We start from the raw sequence: 22,884 nt of genomic DNA, 5'->3' as shown, positions 1-22,884 counted from the left end.
AATCCTTGCCCGCCGTTACGCCTGCAGGCTGCTGAACTCGGCGGGCCCCAGCGCCGCGTAGTCACTGTAGGTGCTGATCACGGCGTCTTCGATTGCCTGGACGTCCAATCTCGGAACGAGGTCGTTGACGGCACCGGCGGTTGCCGGGTCCCAGTCCAGGCCAAGGGCGCCGTAGCTCGCCGTGAGGACGCTGCGGATCGGCGCTGAATTCTCCACCACGATGACGGAACTGAACAGCCACCCGCCGGACACCACGCGCTGGGCGGTTCCCACGAGCTTGACCTGACGCGAGGGGACGTCCGGATCGGTTCCGTGGACGCTGAACTCACCCGGGCAGTACTCACCCGGAATCTCGCCCACGGCAGCATCCACACCGGTGCTGCGGAGAGCCTCCGCCAGCATCTCGCCGAAGAACGCGAACCGGCCCTTGGCCCCCGCGATCGCATCAGTGTGGGGCTCAACATGATCGACGATCAGGGTTCCCTCGTGGTAGGCCGCGGCGCGTCCCCCGGCTTTGCGGATCAAGGGTTCGAAGCCCTGCTCCCGGCATGCCTGCGCGGCGGCTCCGAAGCCGGGGAGGCGGGTGTCACGCTGTCCGAAGGCAACCGTCGGGGCGGGGCGGTACAGCCTCAGCGTGGGCCCGATCCGGCCCGTCTTCGCCAAGCCCAGCAGCTCGATCCCGAAGTCAAGGTCCCTGGCCGCACCCAGCGATTCGTGCTGCCGAACAACGGTCAGCGTCCGTGATCCGATTCCGGCCTGCTGCATGGTGCTGGGCTCCCTTATGGTCATGGTGCAGTTCCTTTATAGCGGCCGCGTTCGCGGTCCCGGGCGCAGTATGGCTCAAGGCCATGCACCCGTTCTACCGCAGCCACATCGGCAGGCTGCTGGCCGAGCGGCCGAATCTAGGGTACGTCGTCGCTTTCTGCGTCATTACATCCTTAGCTCTTCCGAACGGTCAGGATCTGTTCCGCACGGCCGAACGGCCCCGCCAGGTCATGGAGCACAGTCGACGTGAGCCCTATCCCGTCGGCGCCGAACGACACCGCATTGTCCAACCCCAGCCATTCGCCCTCGGGCCTGCGGTACATGTGGATCTGCAGGTCCAGGTTGGGAAAGGCGTAGCTGTCCCGGCCCGGCGCGACCCGGGCGGCAATGCCGTTCGCCGTGTCCACCAGGCCAACCAGCCGGGCCATGTCCGTGCTGTCGGCCGCATCCGTCAGAGGGTGGTCGGTGCGCAGCCAGACCTTGCCGGCGCCCGGCCGGTGCCCTTCCGCCACCCTCATCTCAAGCGACCGGATGTAACCGCCCGGCCAGACGCTGGCGCCGTCGTACGGCTTGCAGTCGTGAGGGGACGGGATGGGCGCGTCCTCCACGGCGGCAACGGCGGAGGTGTCGCTGGTAATCATCCGCCATGCGGTTGCGCGGATGGCCACCCGTCCGGCCGCCACCAGTTCTGCCTGCAAAAGCTCAATTGTTTTGCCCGGGCGGAGTGTTGTGGTGGTGACTGCGAACTCTCCGCCGGGAATGAGGCCAAGGATCTCGTAGCTGAGGCGTGCCATGCGCATGTCCGGGCGCGGCTCGTGCCGTTCCAGCCGGTCTGCGAGCAGTCCGGCAGCGGGCGCCATGTGCTGTTCGTGCTCGTTCCACGCACCCTGGGCGTGGATGGTGGAGCAGAAGCGTCCCTGGCCGAGATCCTGATAATAGGAGTCGCCCGCAGCGAGTTCCGGCAGTGCAGCAGTCAACGTTGACCCCTTCGAAGCTGTGGTTCGTCATCCCGGATCACCCTATCGCTTCCGGCGCGAAGGACCGGCTTCCTAGCCCACGATCCGGACGCCGTGCCAAAAGGCCACATGGTCCTTGATGTGGGCCGCGAGCGCTTTGGGTTCGGCGTAGTACCACGCGGCGTCCGGGTTCCGCCGCCCGTCAACGACCACGCTGTAGTAACTGGCTTCGCCCTTCCACGCGCAAACAGTACGGTGCAGGCTGTCCTCCAAATATTCGACGCGGACGGACGATGCAGGGAAATAGTGGTTACCCTCGACTTTTACGGTGGCATCGCTTTCTGCGATGACTGCGCCGTTCCAGACTGCCTTGACCATGGTGCCTGCCTCCCCGATGGGTGCCGATCGTTGCCCGCTCAACGACGTTCCACCGCTGTGCCCAGCAACTTGTCCAACAACAGGTCTTCCCCAAAGATTCCATCCGCATCCCTGATCAACACCCCTGTGCCTGGTCGGCAGCCTGATCGGGTGCGCGGCCAGACCCGCGCTTAACGTTCCCGTTCTCCATATGATGTTCTGGGTAGACTCGGAGACTGGTCCTTCTAGCAGCCCTCGGAAGAGGTGTTCCACTGATGCGAGTAATTAGCTACAACCTCCGCAAGCACAAAGCGAGCGGCGAGCTGGCCAACCTGGCCCGCAATTTCGGGATCGATGCCCTGTGCCTCCAGGAATGTGATTCCACGGAGCTGCCGGAGACGCTCGGACCCCTCCACCTGGCCGACGTCACCAAAGGCAACCGGCTCGGTTTGGCAATCTACTACCGCACCGAGCGGTTCACGGCGCTGGAAACCAAGACCTTCGCGCTGAAGAAATCAATGCACGACCACGTCATGGCTCCCGCCCACGAGCGTCTGATCGGCACCCGCGTCGTGGACAACGAGACGGACCATGAACTGGTGATCGGCTCCTTTCACGCGGCGCCGCTGACCGCCTCGAATTCGCTCCGCCGGAAGCAGATCCATGCCGCGCACGCGGAGCTGCTCAGCATGGGGAGCGGCCTCATGACGCTGATGGTCGGGGACTTCAACTACCCGTTCTTCACTAAGAGCCTGCACGCGCACATGAAGGACTCCGGGTACGCCCTGTCGCTCAGCAACCGCAGGACGTACACGCGCTACAAGGTCTTCAAGGGACACTTCGACTTCGCCACGTCCCTTGGACTGGACATCGAAAGTGTGGAGACCCTGCCCCGCGGGAAGTCGGACCACCTGCCGATCCTGGTCACAGCCGAGTACGGTCAGGACCGCTCCCCGATCAAGCAGCAGTCCATTTCCTGACTCGGCAGCTCCCCCGCCAGTCACTTGCCGGGCTGGGCAGTCCCTGGGCTAGGCAGTCCTGTCCGGGCGGGTTCAGGCGCCGAACCGGTATCCAGCGGAATGACGTCGATCTCCGCGTCGCGGCCAACCACTATCAGCACGTACTCGCCGCTGACCCCATTCAGTGCCCCGGCCAGCAGGCCGGAGGCAGTCGAAGCGGCACCGGTTTCGGTAGCGCTCAGGGGCCCGACGGCGGTCCCGCCAACGTCGGCACGTCGCCATACAGTTGCCTCGGTTCCGGTGACTTCGCGGATGACGCGGATCCACGGAACGGGATCGAACCCCGTCACCAGGATGACGTGCCCAATACTGCGCTCCGCGGCAGGCTCTCCGGCCGGCAGCTCCGGGCCGGTGTCCTGACCGGTGCCCGCCGGAGGATGGGCCGGACGGTCCCTCCTCCAGGTGCCGTAGTGATAGGTGGCCACCAGTGCCGTTGCGACCAGCAGGCCGAGCGGGACGCGCACCCGGCCCAACAGGCTTTCCCGGCCGGAGCCGTCAAGCAGATGTTCGAACACCTGATAGCCGATGACCAGCAGCGTCATCAGGGCCACCACTGCACTGACGCCGAAAACCACCACCAGGTAGATGCGCCGCCCTGATTCCGGCTTTCCTGACGCCGCTTTCCCCGGCTCAGGCTTCCCATGCTCAGGCCGCCCTGCGCCGTGCCGATGGAGAGGGTCCCACACCTTCCACCAGACCGGACCGCCGATCGCCAGTGCACTCATGCCTCCCAGCAGCAGCGTGCGGGTTCCGCTTCCGGCCAGGGCGGTCTCCGCCAGGCCCAGCACCGCATTGACGATCACTCCGATCCCCGAGGCGGCGGCCACCAGGGCAGCACCGGAGGCCAGCAGCTTGCTGGCCTGGCGCATGGTGCCGGACCGCCGACTTGCCAGTACGGCATGATAGCGCCAGACGAGTGACCCGACCGCGGCGGCAGCCACGGCAGGGCCGAGAGGTTCCACAATTTGTCCCAATGCATCCGACCGGTCGAAGGCCAGCCGGAGCAGCACGAACAGGGCAGTGACCGCGCCGGAAAGGGCAAGGACACAGCCGCCAAGCACGCCGACGACGGCAAGGGCCACGTTGGCCAGCCCCGACCGAAGGCGAAGCCCGCCTCCACGGATCCAGTGCCACCACCAGACGGCTGCTCCCCCGGCCGCCCAGACGAGCGCCTGCACTACCGGCACCCACCAAGGTTTCCCGACAGATGGGGTGCCCGCCAATCCATACAGGCCGGCATCAAGAATGCCGCCCAAGGCAGTCACCGACCCGCCGGTGCCGATCAGCAGACCGAACACTGAACCCAGCACGATGGGCACACCGGCAAGCCGGATCGGTCCTTTCGTGGGATGCCGCCACATCCACCGATGCCATCCCCAGACAAGGCCCCAAGCCAGTGCCGTAGCGGCGGCCGAGTCCCACTTTGGTGCCTCCCCGCCGATGACCGACGCAGCCAGGCCGAGCAGAGCAGTAGTCCACGTAACGAGGGCAACTGTATAGACTCCGGCCACGTAAAGACCCCAGGCCAGGGATGACCGTTCCTCCGGCGAGGGCAGCCGCCGCCACACAAGCCACCACAGAACAGCGGCCAGAGACCCGCCGATCACGGCGAACGCCAGAGACCTGGCCAGCCCGCCGACGTCGCGCTCCGCCAGAGCTGAGCCGATGGACAACAGCCGTTCCAGCAGCCCGGACAGGCCGGATGCCCCGATCAGCACCAGGACAAAGAGGAGCAGGAAAACGATCAGGCGCCGGACAACGCTCAGGGCAGCGTGCGCTGGCTGGGCCGTTTCAGGCCGGCCAGCGCTCATGGCTTCACCGCACGGGCCGGGCAGATGGTGAGCTGCCACGGGGCGGCTTCAACGAGCCATCTCCCGTTGACCTTGACGAGGTCAAACACATCCTCTGTCTCGTACTCTTGACTCCCGAAAGGGCCGGCTCCGTTCGAGATCGAAATGGCCACTCGAACGTCCGCGGAGGTATCGCGTTCCGTCGTGGAAACGAGGGTGACCCGCATGCCGCCAGCGGTACGGCGGTTCGTCGGGCTGCACTGCCGTCCGGACCGCTCCGCCAGGTAGCCTGCTGCGGCAGCTTCGTCGCCGTCAAGGACGGCAGCCGCATACCGCTGCACCACCCCGGCGGGCGTGCCTTCATCGAGGAGCTCCTGCTGGCCGCTGAAGAAGACGGCGGCCAACGCCACAGCCACGAGGACCGCGATGATGGAAAGAATGACGATCAGGATCCGATCGGGCCGCCCCGCGGATGCGTTCATTCGTGAAGCTAGGTGGCGCGGTGCTCGACGGTGAAGTCGCCGCCGGGATACATAATCGTCTCGTGACCGTCGTCGAAGCGGACGAAGTACGGCGGGGTCCCGTTAGGGCCGCGGACTTCGAGAATTTCACCGTGACGGTCCGACGACTCCACGGTCCGCCCGTGGATGATGATGCGGTCTCCCTGGTTTGCCTGCATGGCAATCACCTCCCAGCCCTAGGGTACGATGCCCGCCCGATCTTCGGAACAGGGTGTGGACAGGATAATTCCGATCAGCTGGTCAGGCCTTGCCGCTCGCGTGCAGGATGCAAAAAGGAGTCCATGGCCGGGCCTCCAGCCGCCCCTCAGCGATCCCTTGGCCGCATACAGCGCAGATGCCGAACGTACCGGCCTCAATCCGTTCCAGGGCGGCCTCGATCTGGGCCAGGCCGCACCTGCTCTGGTCCAGCAGCGCGGATGCCTGGGACAGTTCGAACGCGATGGTGGCGCCTTCGGGATCGTGTTCGTCGTCCACGTTGGAGTTCTGCCGGGCAGCGTTGGCCGAGGAGATGTCTGCCCGGAGCGCTGGCAGCAGGGCGAGTTTCCCGGCGCGCTCCTCTTCCAGCAGGAGCCGGAACCGCGCGACATCAGTCATGTAGCACCGGGCGTTCGTGATCGAGAAGTTTCTCGCTGAGTGCGGGCCAGGATGCAGCGAAAGTGGGGTGCAGGTTGATGCCGGCCACTTCCTGAAGCGGGATCCACTTCAGTTCAATGCTTTCGGGGTCGGTGATGGCGGGCTCGAACGGCTCCACCACGCGAACGGCGACGGTCGTGTAGGACCAGTAGCCGACGTCGAAGACCGAGGTGAACAGGACCCTGACGTTCTGTTCCGGGACAGCGGCCTCCTCAAAGGCTTCGCGGAGCGCACCGGTGACCGCGTCCTCGCCCTGATGGAGCGCGCCACCCGGCAGCCCCCAGGTTCCGCCGTGGTCGCTCCACGTGGCGCGGTGCTGCAGCAGGATACCCTTCTCCGGGTCGTGGGCCAGGAGCCCGGCCGAGCCGAAGCGGCCCCAGAACCGGCCGCGCTCCCCCTCCACCCAAGCGTCCCCTGGATCGCGCGGACCGTAGGGGCGGCGGGGATCTCCTGGCGGGGGCAGAACCGTATTCTCCATCGTTCCAGTGTGCCCCATGGGAAGATGCCTTGATGAGTCTTCGGCTGCTTCTTGTTTCGGACACCCACATTCCCAAGCGGGCGCGGGCACTGCCTGATCAGGTGTGGGCCGCCGTCGCCGACGCCGACGTGGTGTTCCACGCCGGTGACTGGGTGACGGCGGAACTCCTGGACGACTTCGAGCGGCGCAGCCGGCGGCTGGTCGGTGTGTACGGCAACAACGACGGCGACGACCTGCGGCAGCGCCTGCCCGAAACTGTCAGCGTCTCGCTGGATGGAGTGCGCTTCAGCATGATCCACGACACGGGCCCGGCGAAAGGGCGCGAAGAGCGCTGCGAAGCGCTCTTCGCGGACGCCGACGTCCTCGTCTTTGGCCACTCCCACATTCCCTGGGACACGACGTCGGCCGGCGGGCTGCGTTTGCTCAACCCTGGCTCACCCACGGACCGCCGGCGCCAGCCTGTGTGCACGTACATGACCGCCGCCGTCGACAATGGCCGCCTGCTTGAGGTGGAACTGGTGGAGGTCCGGAAGCCATAAAGCGCCGAACAGCAGGAAGCCCCGCCTGCAACGGCAAGCGGGGCTTCCACTAATACACCTCGATCGCTTACAACATCTCAATCGCGCTTGAAGGCGTCCTTGACCTTTTCACCGGCCTGCTTGATGTCAGCCTTGGACTGGTCAGCCTTGCCTTCGGCCTCGAGGCGTTCATCGTCTGTGGCCTTGCCAGCGCCTTCCTTGGCCTTGCCGCCAATCTTCTCAGCTGCGTTTTCCATCTTGTCGTCCAGACCCATGACACACTGTCCTTCCGTCGGCGCAGCCCGCCGACTGCGGGCAGGCTCGTGTTTACAGTTTAGGACGGCGGGCCGCGTCGCGGGAGGGCCGAATCGCCGGCGTGACCTCACGCCTGCGACCTTGGGAAGACCCCCATTTTGGGGGGTCCGGCATGCACCACTACTTCTGGGCTGCAGCCCGGGTTTTCCCAAGACGCAATGGCGACAGTGGGTGTGTCCTGAAATTGAAAGGTAGCCGCGAACCTTGATTGAAGGACTGCCGGGCCCCAGGCGCAGTCCCTCCGATACGCCTGGCCCGGCACACCACTCCCGTACGGACTCTGTCAGTCCTCGACGCGAAGATCCCTCAACAACTCGTCGGTGGCCGGGTCAGGCTCCCCGTCGAAGAATCGGCTGAGTACCTGCTTGAACGCCGTCTCCCCCGGCTCTGCACGCAGGAACAGGGTCATGGATGAATGCAGCTTCTTCGCGTCGACGCCGCCAAAAATCTGGCTGGCCGTGACGTCCTTGAGCCTGCCGACGGTATCCGCACACTCGATAAGCCTCGGCCCGAGCACTGGATGCGCCAGATAGGCGCGCGCTTCATCAAGTGATGAGATGGCGTACTTTCTGGATGCAGCACTCTTCCCCAGCCCGGTGATCTGGGGAAACACAAACCACATCCAGTGGCTCCGTTTTCTGCCGTTCTGCAGCTCGGCCAGGGCCTGGTCGTACGTACCGCCGCTGTTCTGGGCCGTCAAAAAACGCCCTAGGTCATAGGGATCATCCACAGCTGCTCCTAGGTCGAGGCGTCTCGCTCAATCTCTTCCGCCAGATCATCAACATCCTCCGGGCGCATCTCGATTCCTGCTTTGTCGAGACGCTCCTCGAGGACATGGCTGACGTCGTCTTCAACGTGGCCCAACCGGATTTCGTCGCGGAGCTCGTCCGCAATGTGCTCAACGGTCTCGGGGGTTTCGGGGACCTCGGCGCCCGAGCCAGTCCCGGCGTCGCCGGAACCGCCGGCGGTCGTCCCGCCGTCGGGCTCGATGCCCACCTCAGCGTCGTCGTAGGAATATTCAGCACCGGTAGCTGCGGAATCGGTCATACCCAATCGTCGTCGCGCGGCGCGGTGCCGGTCAATATCCCTCGCGGTCTCCGCCCGCGCGTCTTTTCGGTGAGGATCCGTTCATGCAGCTGTAATGGGCCCTGTCGGCAACCCATTCACCGTACAAGGCGGCTGGCGGTCCGTGTTTCTGCGCCAAAGGCCTGGCTTCGAGCTGCATCCCCGCCGCCTGGAGCGGTCTCGTTAACATGCCGGAAACAAGCCGGTCATTGGGGCTTTACTTAGGCGTCCTTTCCGAAACGTTGACGTAACTTCTCTCGCCACGATTTGAAACAAACGTCCACAAGTATCGACCAGGGGGAAAAGCGGCGGGCATCAAAGGAGCCCGGGTGGCAAGGCTTGATGCGAAGGGAAACACCGGTGGAACTCACTGCGGGAAACGTCTGGGTCATGGTGTCGGCGGCACTTGTTCTGCTCATGACTCCAGGCCTGGGTCTTTTTTACGGCGGCATGACCCGTGCGAAGGCCTCGCTCAACATGATCATGATGAGCTTCATTTCGGCGGGCATTGTCGGAGTCGTCTGGGTCCTCTGGGGCTATTCGATGAGCGGCGGAGAAGGTTTCCTCGGCCTGTTCGGCAACCCGTTTGCCAGTTTCGGCCTCTCCAACATCGTCGGCACTGACTTGATCAAGGCCGGCTACAGCGGCACGTTCGCCATGGTCACCGTAGCCCTGATCAGCGGCGCCATCGCCGACCGGGCAAAGTTCACCGCTTGGGTGATCTTCGTCCCGCTCTGGATCACGGCCGTTTACTGCCCGCTCGCGTTCATGGTGTGGGGCGGCGGCCTGATGAGCCAGGGCGGAGCAGTCACTGCGGTGTTCGGGCAGGTCATCGACTTCGCGGGCGGCACCGTCGTCGAAATCAGCTCCGGCATCGCTGCCCTGGTCCTTGCGATCATTGTCGGCAAGCGTCACGGATTCGGTAAGGACCCCGGCCACCGCCCGCACAATGTCCCGTTCATCATGCTCGGCGCCGCCATCCTCTGGTTCGGCTGGTTCGGCTTCAACGCGGGCGCAGCCACCACCGCTGAACAGGCCGGACTGATCTGGATCAATACCCTCGCGGCCCCTGCCGCAGCATTGCTCGGCTGGCTCGTCACGGAGAAGATCCGCCACGGCCATCCGACGTCGCTGGGCGCTGCTTCCGGTGCCGTTGCCGGCCTGGTCGCCATCACACCCTCCTGCGCCAACATCAGCCCCGCCGCCGCAGTGGGCCTGGGCCTGGTCGCCGGGTTTGCTTCCGCCATGTTCGTGGAACTGAAGTTCAAGTTCGGCTTCGATGACTCGCTCGACGTCGTCGGCGTGCACCTTGGTGCCGGGCTCGTCGGGACACTGGCCCTGGGCTTCATCGCGCTCCCCGTTGATGGCCAGGGTGGAGGCCTTTTTTACGGCGGTGGCTTCCAGCAGCTCATCGCGCAGACCGTCGCCGTCCTCATCACCCTCGCCCTGTCCGGCGTCATGACGGCCGTCATCGCCATCGCGGTCCACAAGTCCATCGGCTTCCGCGTCAGCCACGAGGACGAGGTCAGGGGCGTCGACCTGTCCGAGCACGCCGAGACCGCGTACGAGTTCGGCGGATCGGGCGCCAGCCAGTTCCACCCGCTCCGTCAGCCCCTCCCGGCAGCCTCCGCCAAGACCGAGCCTTCCATTGAAACCGAGCCTTCCACTGGAACCGAGCCTTCCATTGGAACCGAGCCTTCCATACAGGCCGAACCGGAAAAGGTTAGCGCCTAGCGCCTATTGCGCTGCGTTCGCTTGGCCGTCAGCGCCGGGCGCAAGCCGCAGCTCCGGCCGGCTCTTCGCCACTTCGTCCAGGACCAGGGCGACCGCCTCGTGAGCTACATTGCCGTCAGGTTCCGGACCCGCAGGCTCCGCCAGAACCGATCTTGCCCGGCTGGAGAACCTGTCCCAGTCTCCGCGGCCCCGCCGAATGGCCTGCAGCGGCGCGAGGAGGGCGGCACGGCGCAGCCAGACGTCGGGCTCCCGCACCCATCGGTCCAGGACAGCTTCAGCTCGTCCCCTGCCCTGAGTATCCAAGCCCTCCATGAGAGGACCCACAACGTCAACGGCCAGCGGATCGACGAGTGCCCTTAGCCGCGCTGTCCGGACAAAACCTTCAATGCGGGTCAGGTCAGAATTCCTGAGCAGACGCACCGTGGATTGAAGGAGAACCACCGCGGCCAAGCGGCGCTCAAAAACCGGCGCCGCCCACAGTTCGGAACTCAGCGCGGTGACGTCGTCGTGCGCGAGGTCGGAGTGACGGCGAAGGGCATCGCGGACAGTTCCCCGCACCGCTCCCACCGAGGAGCCGTAGAACTGAAGGGCGCCGGGCTGAAGATCGACGCCGTGCCTGAGGCGCATCTCGTCGGCCCGGTACCACGCCCCTTCGCGCTGAAGGGCAAGGTCGATAAACTCGCCAGCCTCACTCACCCGTTTATTCTTTACGCCTCAGTGCCAGGGCGTCTAATCCCTAGGGCTTTCCGTCTCCCCCGCGCGAGGCCGGCGACGGACCCCGTGGAAGTGCCGCCGTCGGCCGATGCCTGCGTGAGTTCATTGCCCGGTCGAGCACTTATGCTGACCGGCGCCCGGGCCTAGACTCGTTGCACTGGCTCGTTCGCTGCCAGACTTCTCGCTGTGCTGATCCTTGGCAGCGTGGAAGCAGCGACGGAACGTTGGAAGGTCGAGGTGGCCGTGGTCAAGATCCCATTCGTGCACTCACACCCTGGGCACTCAGAATCGTCGAAACATCCCCGGCGGAAGGCCTTTTCATGGCTGAAGCGGGAAGAGAGTCAATTCACCCACGGCCATAGCAGCCTGTTCTTCCTCGCGCACGATACCCCCGACCCGCCCGTCGTCACGTGCATCCAGGGGCATGAGGTCCTGCCAGGCGAAACCACCTGCAACCACGGGCATCCCGTCGGCTGACTCGAGTTCCTCCTGATCCCGGCAGCGGTCCCGGGGTATCGACAACCGCGAGCGAACGGAGGAAGCTTGCACCGTATGCGATTCGGGGCCCGTTCTGGCGGCCGCTTTGCGGGGCAGCGCGGGCTGATCCTGCCGTCGGGTTTGCTGAGCCAACCCGACGGTCCTCTACCCAACCCATCGTGAAAGAAGCAGTGCAATGACCACGAACGTCGTAGCCCAATTGGATGTTAAGTCGCACGACAACCCTGACGAAAAACGCCGCCCGGACAAGGCGGAAGTGGATGTCGTCACGGTTGGCGATTACACCATTGGCCGTCTTACGTTCCATCCCGGGTGGCGCTGGTCCGAGTCGATAAAGCCTGTGGTGCAGACCGATTCGTGCCAGAACAGCCACGTGGGTTTCTGTGTCAGCGGCAACCTCGTGGTCGAAACGACGGATGGGAACCGCATCAACATCAGCAAAGGCGATTCGTACACGATTCCGCCGGGCCATGACGCCTGGGTCGAGGGGAACGAGGAGTTTACGGGCATCGAGTTTCTCAGCGCCGCCACCTTCGCGAAGGCCCCGGAATAGGCTGTCGGTCCCCGTCTTGCTGCCCTAGCTGTTGCTCCGGTACGCAGCCAGAAACGCTGAGATCCTGTGTACTGCTTCTTCGATGTCCTCGACAGACGGAAGGATGACGAAGCGGAAATGGTCCGGCTGGGGCCAGTTGAACGCCGTTCCATGTGAGACGAGGATCTTCTGGTCCCGCAGGAGATCCAGGACGAACTGCTCATCGTCCTTCACGGGATACAGCTCAGGATCAAGGCGGGGAAACAAGTACATGGCTCCTGCGGCGGGAACGCATGTCACGCCGGGAATGGCTGTGAGGAGCTTGAGCGCCCTATCGCGCTGTTCGCGCAGCCTTCCCCCGGGCTTGATCAGTGCCTCGATGCTCTGGTAGCCGCCCAGACATGTCTGGATCGCGTGCTGGGCGGGGACGTTGGGGCACAGCCGCAGGGAAGCGAGCAGTTCCAGCCCTTCACGGTAGGCCAAGGTTGCCGCATGCGGGCCCGTGACGGCGACCCAGCCGGCGCGATAGCCCGGCATGCGGTACGCCTTGGACAGTCCGCTGAACGTCAGGCAGCAGACATCTTCCGCTATTGAAGCCGTGTGGATGTGCTCGGCGTCCTCGTAGCGGATTTTCTCGTAGATCTCGTCGGAGAAAAGGACGAGGTTGTGTTTGCGGGCCAAGGCAGCGAACTGCTCCAAAACATGGCGCGGATACACGGCTCCAGTGGGGTTGTTCGGATTGATGATCACGATCGCCTTGGTCCGCCGGGTAATCTTCGCCTCGACATCCGCCATGTCCGGCCACCAGTTGTCGTCCTCGTCGCACAGATAATGCACGGGTACGCCGCCGGTGAGCGATACGGCTGCGGTCCACAGCGGGTAATCCGGAGCAGGGATCAGGACTTCATCACCGTTTTCCATGAACGCCTGCAGACTCATGGAAATGAGTTCGCTGACGCCATTGCCGATGAAGATGTCCTCGACACCAATCTGCAGAAGGCCCTTGGTTTGGTAGTACTGGGAGATGGCGGTGCGTGCCGAGAAGATTCCCTTGGAATCGCTGTAGCCTTGGGCCCCGCGCAGGTGATGGATCATGTCCACCACCACGGATTCGGGCGCTTCCAGGCCGAACTGAGCGGTATCCCCGAGGTTCATCTTGAGGATCCGATGGCCCTCGGCTTCCATCTGCTTGGCCGTCTGGAGCAGGGGCCCGCGGAGTTCATAGCGGACGTTCTGGAGTTTGCTGGAGAGCTGCATCGGACGCATGGTTGATCTTTTCATAAACAGCCCGGATGGGGACGTAGCCGCCGGACGATTTATTCGCGGTTAATCCGCCCGTGCGGTACGGGTGCTGGGCTGATTGACTGCACCGGCATTGCCATGCCGGTGTCTCCTCCACGCGCCGAACACCCGCAGCTTCATGCCCGGCCGCCATGGCCGTGTGCAGCGAACGGGTGAGAGACTCGGTCTCATGCGTGAACTGGTCGTCCTCGGCACCGCTTCTCAGGTCCCCACACGAACCCGCAACCACAACGGCTATATGTTGCGCTGGGACGGAGAGGGCCTGCTCTTTGATCCCGGAGAAGGCACGCAACGGCAGATGATCCATGCCGGCGTCTCGGCGTCCCAGATCACGCGCATCTGCCTCACGCACATCCACGGCGACCACTGCTTCGGACTGCCCGGTGTGCTGTCCCGCATGGTTCTGGACGGGGTGGAGCACCCGGTCCACCTGCACTATCCAGCCTCAGGGGAGGACGTGGTCCGGGCACTGCTGTCGGTCACGTCGCCCGGGCTGGATGTGCGGCTGCAGCCACATAATGGACCGGGAGAGATCGCGGACGGTCTTGAGGTGCGGCCCCTCCGGCACCGCGTTGAGACCTATGGCTACCGGCTTTTTGAGCCCGACAGCCGCACGCTCCTTCCGGACCGTCTCGCGCTTGCCGGGATCGTGGGTCCCGACGTCGGTATCCTCCAGCGCAACGGAAGCTTGCGGGGCGTGCGCCTGGACGAGGTGAGCGTGACGCGGCCCGGTCAACGTTTCGCATTCATCATGGACACAGCGCCTTGCCCGGGCGCCGAGGAGCTCGCCGTCGGTGTTGACGTGCTCGTGGCGGAGTCCACCTTCAGTGACGACGACAGCGATCTGGCGGCACAATATGCTCACCTCACCGCGGGTCAGGCAGGGGAACTGGCGGCCGCAGGCGGAGTGGGCATCCTCGTCCTCACCCACTTTTCCTCCCGGTATGGTGACGTGGACCTGCTCGCTGACCAGGCGCGGGCACGCGCGGGCGATGCGAGGGTTGTGGCTGCAAATGACCTGGACAGAATCGCGTTCCCCAAAAGGCAGCGGATTTCATCCTGACATTCAACGACTCGTTCTCGACCGGGGGCTGGAGACAGGGGCACCCGGTGGGGAAAAGTAGAATTGAAACGTCATGCATTGTTCCTATTTTGATGCCGCCCGTTGTCTCTCGTGCACACAGATGGGCCAGCCCTATGCCGACCAGTTGGCAGCCAAACAGCTGCACTGCCGAACCCTCCTAGCCGACCACAGTTCTCTGGAGTGGCTTCCGCCAGTGGAAAGCCGAAAGGCCGGTTTCCGGAACAAGGCCAAGATGGTCGTTGGGGGTTCAGCCAAAAATCCCACGATCGGCATTCTCGATGCGGAGGGACGTGGTGTGGACCTGCGTGAATGCGGTGTATGCGCGCCGGGACTGCTGGCCTGCTTCCCGGTGCTTGCCGCCTTCATCGGTCAGGCCGGGCTCACGCCGTACGACGTGCCCCGGCGCAGCGGCGAACTTAAACACCTGATCATCACGGAGTCGCCGGATGGCGAACTCATGCTGCGTTTCGTTCTGCGATCGGAAAACTTGGTGAACCGCATTCGCCGGCATTTGCCGTCGCTTCGGCAGGCGCTGCCGCAGCTGAAGGTCGTATCCGTCAACCTGCATCCGGAACATAAGGCGGTGCTCGAAGGAGAACGGGAGATACTGCTCACTGAGGAGTCAACGTTGCAGATGCGCGTTAATGACCTCGACCTCCATCTCAGGCCGCAGAGCTTCTTCCAAACCAATACGGAGATGGCGGCGGCCCTCTATCGGCAGGGCCGGGCGTGGGTCAACGAGCTGGCGCCGGCTTCGGTCTGGGACCTCTACTGCGGCGTGGGCGGCTTTGCCCTGCACAGCGCCGACGTGTCCCGCGAGGTTATCGGCATAGAAAAAAGCCGTGAAGCCATCGCCAGCGCCGAGTCAAGCAGCAAGGAGTCCGGCCTCAAGAGGGTGCGGTTTCAGGCCGGAGATGCCACAGCCTTTGCTGTGGCCACCAAGCAGGCAGCCGAATTGGTCATCGTCAATCCGCCCAGACGCGGGATTGGCAGCGAGCTATGCAGCTGGCTGGAAGACTCGACGGTGAAGCATGTGATTTATTCGAGCTGCAATGCCAAATCGCTGGCCCGCGACCTTGCCGCGATGCCTTCATTCACGGCACGACGCGTCCGTCTGCTGGATATGTTCCCGCAGACCTCGCACTACGAGGTCATGGTGCTGCTGGAACGGTCCTAAGACGCGGTGGCCTGCTGACGGAAGCTGCTCCCACCAGCGGGCGCACCCTCAGACGTACTTACTAAACCAGGCCAGCGTGTCGTTCCAGGCGGCGGTTGCCTGCGCCTCGTTGTACCGCTCGCCGGTGTCGTTGTGGAATGCGTGGTCGACGCCGGGATAAACCTTGAGCTCGTGGCGGACGTCAGTGGCGGCCAGAGCATCCCGAAGCGCCGGCATTGCGCCTGTGATCCTGTCGTCTTGTTCTGCATAGACGCCGAAGACTGCTGGCTTGATCGTGGGGACCTTTTCAAGATCTGGGGCGGGTCCGTAAAATGCCGAGGTTGCCTTGAGGCCGGTCAGCTCCGTCGCTGCCTGCCAGGTGATGCCACCGCCGAAGCAGTAGCCGGTCATGGCGATCCGTCCTGCGTCGACGTAGTCCTGTGCGTTCAGGTAATCGAAGCCGGCTTTGAAGTCGGACACGTGGCGCTGCGCTCCCGCCTTCGTCAAGGCTCCGGGGACGGCGTCCCGATCCATGCTCGCGGTGCCTCCCTCCCGGCTCAGCAAGTCCAGCGCCAAGGCTGCATATCCGGCTTTGGCAAAACGCCGTGCCACGTCCTGGATATGGGCGGTCAGTCCGCGGTTCTCGTGGCAGACCAGCACTGCGGGTCCTGGTTTGTCCCCTTCGGGCCGGGCGAGGTAGCCGGTGATGTCGGTTCCGCCCGATGGGAACCTCACGCTCGCCGTCACGATGCCCGCCGCACCTTCAGGAACGGACAGCGGGCTCTTCGCCCCTGGAACAGCACCTGCCGAGGCCGCTCCCGTGCCCGGCGAGGGTGTGGATGGCTCTGGGGTCGGCATCGGGTCCGTGCTGCGCGGGACTTCATTCGGTGTGCACCCGACGAGCAGCATTGCGGCCGCAGCGGCTCCCATGCTGCCGGTGATGAACGCCGCTCGACGGGTGAACGTCCGCCTGCTAAGGGTCCCGGCCCGGTAATCGTCAAAGAATTCCTCGATCAGGTACTTCTCAAACTTGCCGAGCTGCATCATGAAGGGCCTCCTGGAGTTTTGCCGATATCCTCCTCTGAAGTCGGTCATCCGGCAAGCGCCGCGCTGACGGACTCATTCGTCCGGTTCATAGCGTGAGTTGAATCGTTCAGCGGTCATCGCGTAGCCGTCGGTGCCGTCTTCGTTGTTGAACACGACGACGTCCCCCCTGTTGTAGTGCGTGCGGCCTTCCTTGGTGACCACGCTGCCGGCTTCCGGGGCAACTTCAGCCCAGACCGGGGTGGATTTCACATAGGCACCTCGGTGGATCTCGCGGTAGGTGGCGGCGAAGACGTCCGCGTCGACGGTGTGGATGTCGCCGTCGTCGTCCACCAGCCAGTCCCCGGGCTTGCACTGCTGTTCGCCACCCCACTTGCGGTAAGTGAACCCGTCGGTGTCCAGACGCAACGGAATGGCGACGACGTAGTGGTCCGGAAGGCGCCTGTAGCGGCGGAGCTCCCTCATAAGTGGTCCCTTTCCGTTCACGCCTGCGGCAGGTCAAAAACCGTGCCAAAATCAGTGTCCCGCACATCCCGTTCCCCGGCCAGCCTGCCCAGCCGGTGGAGGGCTTCCATATTCCCCGGGGCATCCATGGCGCTCAGAGAGGTGACGGTTTCCCTTGCGGCAAGGGTTCCGTCCAGGCTGCGGACACTCTCCGGACGCAGGTCCACGTTATAACGCAGGTAACTCATCAACGGGGCACCGTTGAGAAGATCGCCCTCCAGCTCCCCCAGTTCCCGGTCGATCACCCTGGCGGTAGGGCTCGCGGACATCCACTGCAGCATTGTCTCCTGCAGCACGGCGCAGTCCTGCAGCACGGACTTCAGCGCCCGCAGGGCGTGGCTTGCGGTCAGTTTTGCCATGCTGACGGCAGGGTCCGCTGCGCCGGTTCCCACCGATACAAGCAGCAGCCTTTCGGCGCCGGTCCCCCAGCCCACCCGGTAGCCTTTCAAGGAGGCGTACATGAGTGCCTGCAGGGCAGGGTTGTTGAAGGGACTGACACCACCGTCGACGAAACTGCCGGTCACGGGGCTCATATCGCTTCCGCCCGTGATAGTGATGGTTTCCGGTTCGAAATAGGCTGGCGCAGCGGTGGAGGCCCGGACAACCTGCCAGAGAGGATAGTCCCGGTTACCCATTCGGCCGTTGGCGCCAGCAACAAAATAACGGCCCCGGGGGTTGTTGCTCACCGGCCACGGACTGCCGCTGTCCAGGCGTTTGATGACCACCAGCAATCCGGTCAGCAGCTCGGGGCCTCCCAGAGTGGTGTCCACACCGAAGAGTTCCTTCAGCTCGGAAACCAGAGCCTGCTCGTCGTACCTGGCGCGCAGAAGAACCTGGCGGAGCAGGCTTCGTTCAAACACCCGCCGCCCGAGGCTGAAATACATGTCCCTGACTTCGCCGACGCTCCGGCCTTGGGCAAGAGCCGCCGCGATGATCGCGCCGGTCGACGTGCCTGCAATCATGTCGAAGTAGTGGCAAAGACGGAAGCCGTCGCCGGAACCATGGCGGTCCCGCAGCAGGTCCTCAACTTTTTCCAGAATTCCGAGGCTCAGAATGCCACGCAACCCGCCGCCGTCGAGTGCGAGAATGCGCTTCGGCCTGCCATCACTGCGGAAATGCTCGTCCCGGGTCAGTATCTGGTAAGGCATCTGGACGCCTCTTCTCATGTTGAGCTGCGTAACACCATGCTAGCCGTGCGCCGATTGCCCGTCAGGGCCCTGCGCTGGCCGGGACCATCGCCCGGATAACCGGTTGACCCGATCCTGCAGGGCGGAACCAGGGAGGGTCCTGCCGGATCAGTGACCTTGAAGTACGTGGTGCACGGGGTGGACTATTGACTATGGCTACCACCGGACTGCTGATATCCGGACAGGCGGGACAGAGGATTGCGGGCGGGACCGGGCAGAGCTGCGGACTTAAAACTTCGTGGATTGAATGATGTCACTTCCGCCGGCAGGAGACCTTGAATACGCAGCGGAGGGCAGCGGCCGCCCCCTTCGAGCTGTGCTGGTTCGTCGTGTGACCGGCCGGTTCATGGGCGTTGCTGATGCGAGCCCGCCTTTATTGACGGCAGTGGATTGTGGTGCAGCGTGTCACGCGTCTTCCTGAGTCATTCCAGCCGGGACACCTGGCAAGCGGTCGCGTTGAAGCGGTGGCTCGTCGAACAGGATCCGGGCCTGGCTGAGGAGATTTTCCTGGATCTTGATCCCGTGACCGGCATCGCCCCCGGTGAACGGTGGAAGGAGGCGCTGCTTCGGGCAAATGAGCGGTGCGAGGCGGTGATCTGCCTGCTCTCCGCGAGCTGGGAGGCCTCTCGCGAGTGCCTGGCCGAATACCGCACAGCGGAAAATCTGGGCAAGCTGATCCTTTGTGCCCGGCTTGAGCCTCTGGAGGATGAAGGTGTCACCGGGGAATGGCAGCGTTGTGACCTCTTCGGCGACGGCCCCACCACTGAAATTCCTATTGAAGGCAAAGACGACGGCCCCGTTGTTCTTCTCACGGAGGGCCTGCGGCGGCTGCACCAGGGTCTGGGCCGAACGGGGATCGGGGCGGAGCATTTCCCCTGGCCGCCGCCGCAGGATCCGGACCGGGACCCATACCGGGGGTGGGAGCCGTTCGAGGAGGCGGACGCGGCGGTTTTCTTCGGACGGGACGGGCAGATCGTGCGCGGCCTGGATGCGCTGCGCACGATGCGCAGCTCCGGCGTCGAATCGATGTTCGTGATCCTGGGACCGTCTGGGGCGGGCAAATCCTCGTTCCTGCGCGCGGGGCTGCTGCCGAGGCTGCGGCGGGAGGACCGACAGTTCCTGGTGCTGGACACCGTGCGCCCGGAGCGCCACCCGCTCACCGGAGACCGGGGACTCGCCCGCGCGGTTCATACCCTGCGCACCCGTCTGGGGCTGCGCACGCCCGCGCTGGGGGAGATCAAGGATTCCTGCAGCCGCGGCGACACGGGACAACTGCGGGAGTGGCTGGCGGAAGCGCGGGGAGCCGCCGCCGGACGGCTGTTGGAGGTTTCGGCCGGGACACCCCCGCCGACCTTGGTCTTGCCGATCGACCAGGCCGAGGAGCTCTTCAGCGCAGATGCCGGCCCCCAAGCCCCCCGGTTCCTGGACCTGCTCGCCGGCCTGCTGGACCACAAAGACGGGACCGTGCCCGCATTGATTGTTGCCGGGACGGTCCGTACGGATTTCTACGAGCCGCTCCAGACCGCGCCTGAGCTGGCGGGGCTGAAGAGTGTCGTCTTCGACGAGCTCAAGCCAATGCCGATCGCCCGCTTCAGGGAGGTCATCCTCGGCCCCTCTGCCCGAGCAACCGAAGCTGGAAGACCACTGGAAATTGAGCCGGTTCTGGTCGACCGGCTACTGGAAGAGAGCGTTCAGGGCGCGGACACCCTGCCGCTGCTCTCACTGACCCTGGCACGCTTGTACCAGGACTACGGCGGCGACGGGGACCTCACCCTGGCCGAATACCATGCGATGGGTGGAATGCAGCAGGTAGTGCAAAACGAGGTCGACACGCTGCTGTCCCCGGACCCGGCACGGCGGCGAGCGCAGCTCGAGCTGCTGAATTCTGCCTTCATTCCATGGCTGGCGACCATAAACCCGGACAATGATCAGCCGGTACGCCGGATCGCCCGCTTGTCAGACCTCCCGGCCGACGCCCGGCCACTCATAGATGCCATGGTGGACCGGCGCCTGCTGGTCCGCGACGAGCGCGGCGGGGAGACCGTGATCGAAGTGGCCTTGGAGAGCCTGCTGCGCCAATGGGATGACCTGGCCGGGTGGCTGGCCGCCGAGCACGAGGACCTCAAAGAGGCCGACAACCTGGAACGCGCGGCGGCCGCTTGGGAACGCAGCGGCCGAAACAAGGCATGGCTCCTCGAAGGAGAAAGGCTAACTGCTGCCGAGATCCTTTTCGGAAAACCCGGATTCCGGGACCGGCTCGACCCCGCCCGGGAGTTCCTCCGTGCCTCCCGAGCGCGGGAAGACGAACGGGTTGCAGCTGAGAAAAGACGGCAGGAGGCCGAACTACAGGCTGCCCGCGATATGCAGGAAGTGACCGAAACGCATGCGGCGGATATCCGGAAACGCTCACGCATTCTCAAGACGGTCCTTGCATCGGCGATCGTTATCACCTTGGTCGCCATCGCTGGCTTCGTATGGGCCTCCTTTGCCGAGCGTGAGGCCACCAAGCGCGACCGGGAAGCTGCCGCACTCCGCTTGGTATCGGAAGGGCTGTCCATGCTTGGAGGGAGCCGCACGGGCGGTGACGTGAACGGCCTAAAGCGCATCCTCGCAGCGCAGGCGATTGCCTCCACCCCGGAAGGCGAAAGCGCACTGCTGAATGTGGCCAATATGAAGCGCGACCTACAAAAGGTCATAGAAACGACGACCAAAATCAGCAGTATGGCGTTCAGCCCCGACGGACGCCAGATCGTCTCCGGCGGCAACGACGGCACGATCCAGCGATGGGACGCGCAAACGGGCCGCGCCGTCGGCGAGCCGATAACCGGGCATACAGACCCGGTGGAGAGCGTTGCGTTCAGCCCCGACGGACGCCAGATTGTCTCCGCCGGTCATGACGGCACGATCCGGCGATGGGACGCGGCCACGGGCCGCACCGTCGGCGAACCGATGACCGGACACAAGGGCAGCGTGAGCAGTGTCGCGTTCAGCCCCGACGGGCGCCGGATTGCCTCCGGCGGCAACGACGGCACGGTGCGGCTATGGGACCCGGCCACGGGCCGCGCCCTCGGCAAACCCATGACCGGACACAAGGATTTGGTCAGCAGTATCGCGTTCAGCCCCGACGGGCGCCGGATTGCCTCCGCGGGCAACGACGGCACGGTGCGGCTGTGGGACCCGGCCACGGGCCGCGCCCTCGGCAAACCCATGACCGGGCACCAGGGGCCCGCTTGGGAGGTGGCGTTCAGCCCCGACGGGCACCGGATTGCCTCCGGCGGCGACGACGGCACGGTGCGGCTGTGGGACCCGGCCACGGGCCGGGCCCTCGGCAAACCCATGACCGGACATGAATACGGCGTGTACGACGTCAAGTTCAGCCCCGATGGGCACCGGATTGCTTCCAGCGGAGTCGACGGCACGGTGCGGTTGTGGGATCCGGAAGCGGGCCATGCCCTGGGGGAACCCATGACTGGACACCAAGGGCCGGCCTGGCATGTGTCGTTCAGCCCCGACGGCCGCCAACTCCTTTCCGGCGGTAATGACGGCACCATGCGGCTATGGGACCCGGAGACGGGCCGCGCCCTCGGCAAACCGATGACCGGACACCGGGACGCGGTGACGAGTGTCGCGTTCAGCCCCGACGGCCGCCAACTCCTTTCCGGCAGCGGCGACGGGACGGTGCGGCGCTGGGACGGAGAAACGGGCCGCGCCCTCGGCAAACCGATAACCGGACACCAGAATGCCGTGACGAGTGTCGCGTTCAGCCCCGACGGCGGCCGGATCGTCTCCGGCGGTACCGATGGCACGGTGCGTCGCTGGGACGCGGAAACGGGCCGGCCCCTCGGCGAACCGATGACCGGACACCAGGACGCGGTGACGAGTGTCGCCTTCAGCGCCGACGGCGGCCGGATCCTCTCCGGCGGTACCGATGGCACGGTGCGTCGATGGGACGCGGAAACGGGCCGGCCCCTCGGCGAACCGATGACCGGACACCAGGACGCGGTGATGACTGTCGCCTTCAGCGCCGACGGCGGCCGGATCGTCTCCGGCGGTACTGATGGCAGTGTGCGTCGATGGGACGCGGAAACGGGCCAGCCCCTCGGCGAACCAATGACGGGGAACCAGTTTGGGGTGACGAGCGTTGCGTTCAGTCCCGACGGGCGTCGGATTGCCTCCGGCGGTACCAATGGCACCGTGGAGCGATGGGACGCGGAAACGGGCCAGCCCCTCGGCAAGCCAATGACCGGGCACCAGAATGGGGTGCACAGCGTCGCGTTTAGCCCCGATGGGCGCCGGATCGGTACCGGCGGTAACGACGGCACGGTGCGGCTGTGGGATGCGGAGAGCGGCCAACCTCTCGGCAAACCGATGACCGGACATGGCGGACCCGTGTACAGTGTGGCGTTCAGCCCTGACGGGCGCCGGATCGTCTCCGGCAGCGACGACAACACAGTGAGGTTGTGGCGCGCACCTCTGGCCTCGTCCGATACCTTGTGTACCAAGCTTTCCCAGAACATCAGTCACAAGCAGTGGCGTGACTGGGTGAATCCGGGCATCGACTACATCGAGGTCTGCCCCGGCCTCCCCATTCCTCCTGACAAACCCGGCCGACGACAAAAATAACCGGCGTGTCGAAAGCTATTAGCCGGCACCTGAGAAGGGATGCAGCCCGGCGGCATGAGCTGCACCCTCCTTGGCTCCGGCTTCAGCCC

General features: G+C 64.8%; 24 protein-coding genes. 8 read left to right on the top strand and 16 right to left on the bottom strand.

Annotation, left to right across the window (positions count from 1 at the left end; genetic code table 11):
• Positions 1-15: 15 nt before the first annotated feature.
• From J7E80_RS15765 to J7E80_RS15755, 3 genes are all read right to left on the bottom strand, one after another.
• Positions 16-765 carry a lipoyl protein ligase domain-containing protein gene (locus J7E80_RS15765; RefSeq protein ID WP_215053205.1) on the bottom strand — a complete coding sequence of 250 codons (750 nt, stop codon included), beginning with the start codon at positions 763-765 and terminating at the stop codon, positions 16-18.
• A 173-nt stretch (positions 766-938) separates the two neighbouring features.
• Positions 939-1,742: a thioesterase family protein gene (locus J7E80_RS15760; protein ID WP_215053186.1), complete on the bottom strand. Its 804-nt coding sequence runs from the start codon at positions 1,740-1,742 to the stop codon at positions 939-941.
• Between the two features lie 72 nt (positions 1,743-1,814).
• Entirely contained in the window at positions 1,815-2,141 is a 327-nt protein-coding gene (locus J7E80_RS15755; RefSeq protein ID WP_251036960.1) for a DUF427 domain-containing protein, read from the bottom strand.
• A gap of 212 nt (positions 2,142-2,353) precedes the next feature.
• On the opposite strand from J7E80_RS15755, the gene J7E80_RS15750 reads away from it, so the two are divergent.
• Complete coding sequence (locus J7E80_RS15750) at positions 2,354-3,058, top strand: endonuclease/exonuclease/phosphatase family protein (RefSeq protein ID WP_215053185.1); 705 nt, start codon at positions 2,354-2,356, stop codon at positions 3,056-3,058.
• A 20-nt stretch (positions 3,059-3,078) separates the two neighbouring features.
• On the opposite strand, the gene J7E80_RS15745 is transcribed toward J7E80_RS15750, so the two are convergent.
• The 5 genes from J7E80_RS15745 to J7E80_RS15725 all read right to left on the bottom strand — a co-directional run bounded on the left by J7E80_RS15745 (position 3,079) and on the right by J7E80_RS15725 (position 6,519).
• A complete protein-coding gene (locus tag J7E80_RS15745) occupies positions 3,079-4,908 on the bottom strand; it encodes a DUF5671 domain-containing protein (RefSeq protein WP_215053184.1) in 1,830 nt (609 codons plus the stop codon).
• The gene (locus tag J7E80_RS15740; RefSeq protein WP_215053182.1) at positions 4,905-5,369 is read right to left on the bottom strand and encodes a hypothetical protein; all 465 of its coding nucleotides are present in this window, start codon (positions 5,367-5,369) and stop codon (positions 4,905-4,907) included. The genes J7E80_RS15745 and J7E80_RS15740 overlap by 4 nt, the downstream gene beginning before the upstream one ends.
• A gap of 8 nt (positions 5,370-5,377) precedes the next feature.
• Complete coding sequence (locus tag J7E80_RS15735) at positions 5,378-5,566, bottom strand: DUF1918 domain-containing protein (RefSeq protein WP_215053181.1); 189 nt, start codon at positions 5,564-5,566, stop codon at positions 5,378-5,380.
• A gap of 82 nt (positions 5,567-5,648) precedes the next feature.
• The gene (locus J7E80_RS15730) at positions 5,649-6,002 is read right to left on the bottom strand and encodes a TraR/DksA C4-type zinc finger protein (RefSeq protein WP_215053179.1); all 354 of its coding nucleotides are present in this window, start codon (positions 6,000-6,002) and stop codon (positions 5,649-5,651) included.
• Positions 5,995-6,519: an NUDIX domain-containing protein gene (locus J7E80_RS15725; RefSeq protein WP_251036959.1), complete on the bottom strand. Its 525-nt coding sequence runs from the start codon at positions 6,517-6,519 to the stop codon at positions 5,995-5,997. The genes J7E80_RS15730 and J7E80_RS15725 overlap by 8 nt, the downstream gene beginning before the upstream one ends.
• A 32-nt stretch (positions 6,520-6,551) precedes the next feature.
• Here J7E80_RS15725 and J7E80_RS15720 point away from each other — a divergent pair, with 32 nt between their 5' ends.
• Positions 6,552-7,058 carry a metallophosphoesterase gene (locus J7E80_RS15720; protein ID WP_215053176.1) on the top strand — a complete coding sequence of 169 codons (507 nt, stop codon included), beginning with the start codon at positions 6,552-6,554 and terminating at the stop codon, positions 7,056-7,058.
• Positions 7,059-7,135: 77 nt separating this feature from the next.
• Here the strand turns inward: J7E80_RS15720 and J7E80_RS15715 are convergent, their stop codons facing one another.
• The 3 genes from J7E80_RS15715 to J7E80_RS15705 all read right to left on the bottom strand — a co-directional run bounded on the left by J7E80_RS15715 (position 7,136) and on the right by J7E80_RS15705 (position 8,399).
• On the bottom strand, positions 7,136-7,312 hold the full coding sequence (locus tag J7E80_RS15715; RefSeq protein ID WP_215053174.1) for a CsbD family protein: 177 nt from the start codon (positions 7,310-7,312) through the stop codon (positions 7,136-7,138).
• 323 nt (positions 7,313-7,635) lie between these two features.
• Positions 7,636-8,082, bottom strand: a complete 447-nt coding sequence (locus J7E80_RS15710) for a DUF1810 domain-containing protein (protein WP_215053172.1) — start codon at positions 8,080-8,082, stop codon at positions 7,636-7,638.
• A gap of 8 nt (positions 8,083-8,090) precedes the next feature.
• A complete protein-coding gene (locus tag J7E80_RS15705) occupies positions 8,091-8,399 on the bottom strand; it encodes a hypothetical protein (RefSeq protein ID WP_251036958.1) in 309 nt (102 codons plus the stop codon).
• Between the two features lie 378 nt (positions 8,400-8,777).
• On the opposite strand from J7E80_RS15705, the gene J7E80_RS15700 reads away from it, so the two are divergent.
• A complete protein-coding gene (locus tag J7E80_RS15700; protein WP_215053170.1) occupies positions 8,778-10,151 on the top strand; it encodes an ammonium transporter in 1,374 nt (457 codons plus the stop codon).
• 3 nt (positions 10,152-10,154) lie between these two features.
• Here the strand turns inward: J7E80_RS15700 and J7E80_RS15695 are convergent, their stop codons facing one another.
• Positions 10,155-10,847, bottom strand: coding sequence for a DNA alkylation repair protein (locus J7E80_RS15695; protein WP_215053168.1), 693 nt, complete (start codon positions 10,845-10,847; stop codon positions 10,155-10,157).
• Between the two features lie 204 nt (positions 10,848-11,051).
• On the opposite strand from J7E80_RS15695, the gene J7E80_RS15690 reads away from it, so the two are divergent.
• Both J7E80_RS15690 and J7E80_RS15685 read left to right on the top strand, forming a co-directional pair.
• Positions 11,052-11,342, top strand: coding sequence for a hypothetical protein (locus J7E80_RS15690; protein WP_215053166.1), 291 nt, complete (start codon positions 11,052-11,054; stop codon positions 11,340-11,342).
• Positions 11,343-11,538: 196 nt separating this feature from the next.
• Positions 11,539-11,916 (top strand): cupin domain-containing protein, encoded by a 378-nt coding sequence (locus J7E80_RS15685; protein WP_215053164.1) that lies wholly within the window; start codon positions 11,539-11,541, stop codon positions 11,914-11,916.
• A gap of 24 nt (positions 11,917-11,940) precedes the next feature.
• Here the strand turns inward: J7E80_RS15685 and J7E80_RS15680 are convergent, their stop codons facing one another.
• Entirely contained in the window at positions 11,941-13,161 is a 1,221-nt protein-coding gene (locus J7E80_RS15680; protein WP_215053162.1) for a pyridoxal phosphate-dependent aminotransferase, read from the bottom strand.
• A gap of 205 nt (positions 13,162-13,366) precedes the next feature.
• Here J7E80_RS15680 and J7E80_RS15675 point away from each other — a divergent pair, with 205 nt between their 5' ends.
• Together J7E80_RS15675 and rlmC are read left to right on the top strand one after the other, a co-directional pair.
• Positions 13,367-14,260 carry a ribonuclease Z gene (locus J7E80_RS15675; RefSeq protein ID WP_215053160.1) on the top strand — a complete coding sequence of 298 codons (894 nt, stop codon included), beginning with the start codon at positions 13,367-13,369 and terminating at the stop codon, positions 14,258-14,260.
• 73 nt (positions 14,261-14,333) lie between these two features.
• The gene (gene rlmC, locus J7E80_RS15670; RefSeq protein ID WP_215053159.1) at positions 14,334-15,458 is read left to right on the top strand and encodes a 23S rRNA (uracil(747)-C(5))-methyltransferase RlmC; all 1,125 of its coding nucleotides are present in this window, start codon (positions 14,334-14,336) and stop codon (positions 15,456-15,458) included.
• A 48-nt stretch (positions 15,459-15,506) separates the two neighbouring features.
• On the opposite strand, the gene J7E80_RS15665 is transcribed toward rlmC, so the two are convergent.
• From J7E80_RS15665 to J7E80_RS15655, 3 genes are all read right to left on the bottom strand, one after another.
• Positions 15,507-16,484, bottom strand: coding sequence for a dienelactone hydrolase family protein (locus tag J7E80_RS15665; protein WP_215053157.1), 978 nt, complete (start codon positions 16,482-16,484; stop codon positions 15,507-15,509).
• 72 nt (positions 16,485-16,556) lie between these two features.
• A complete protein-coding gene (locus J7E80_RS15660; protein WP_215053155.1) occupies positions 16,557-16,946 on the bottom strand; it encodes a hypothetical protein in 390 nt (129 codons plus the stop codon).
• A gap of 17 nt (positions 16,947-16,963) precedes the next feature.
• Complete coding sequence (locus J7E80_RS15655) at positions 16,964-18,133, bottom strand: patatin-like phospholipase family protein (protein WP_215053153.1); 1,170 nt, start codon at positions 18,131-18,133, stop codon at positions 16,964-16,966.
• Between the two features lie 441 nt (positions 18,134-18,574).
• On the opposite strand from J7E80_RS15655, the gene J7E80_RS15650 reads away from it, so the two are divergent.
• Complete coding sequence (locus J7E80_RS15650) at positions 18,575-22,795, top strand: TIR domain-containing protein (RefSeq protein WP_215053151.1); 4,221 nt, start codon at positions 18,575-18,577, stop codon at positions 22,793-22,795.
• The last annotated feature ends 89 nt before the right edge of the window (positions 22,796-22,884 follow it).

The organism is Arthrobacter sp. ISL-28 (assembly GCF_018613875.1).
Taxonomy (GTDB): domain Bacteria; phylum Actinomycetota; class Actinomycetes; order Actinomycetales; family Micrococcaceae; genus Arthrobacter.
The sequence above is the reverse complement of the archived record's forward strand: the minus strand, read 5'-3'. Positions and strand labels throughout refer to the sequence as shown.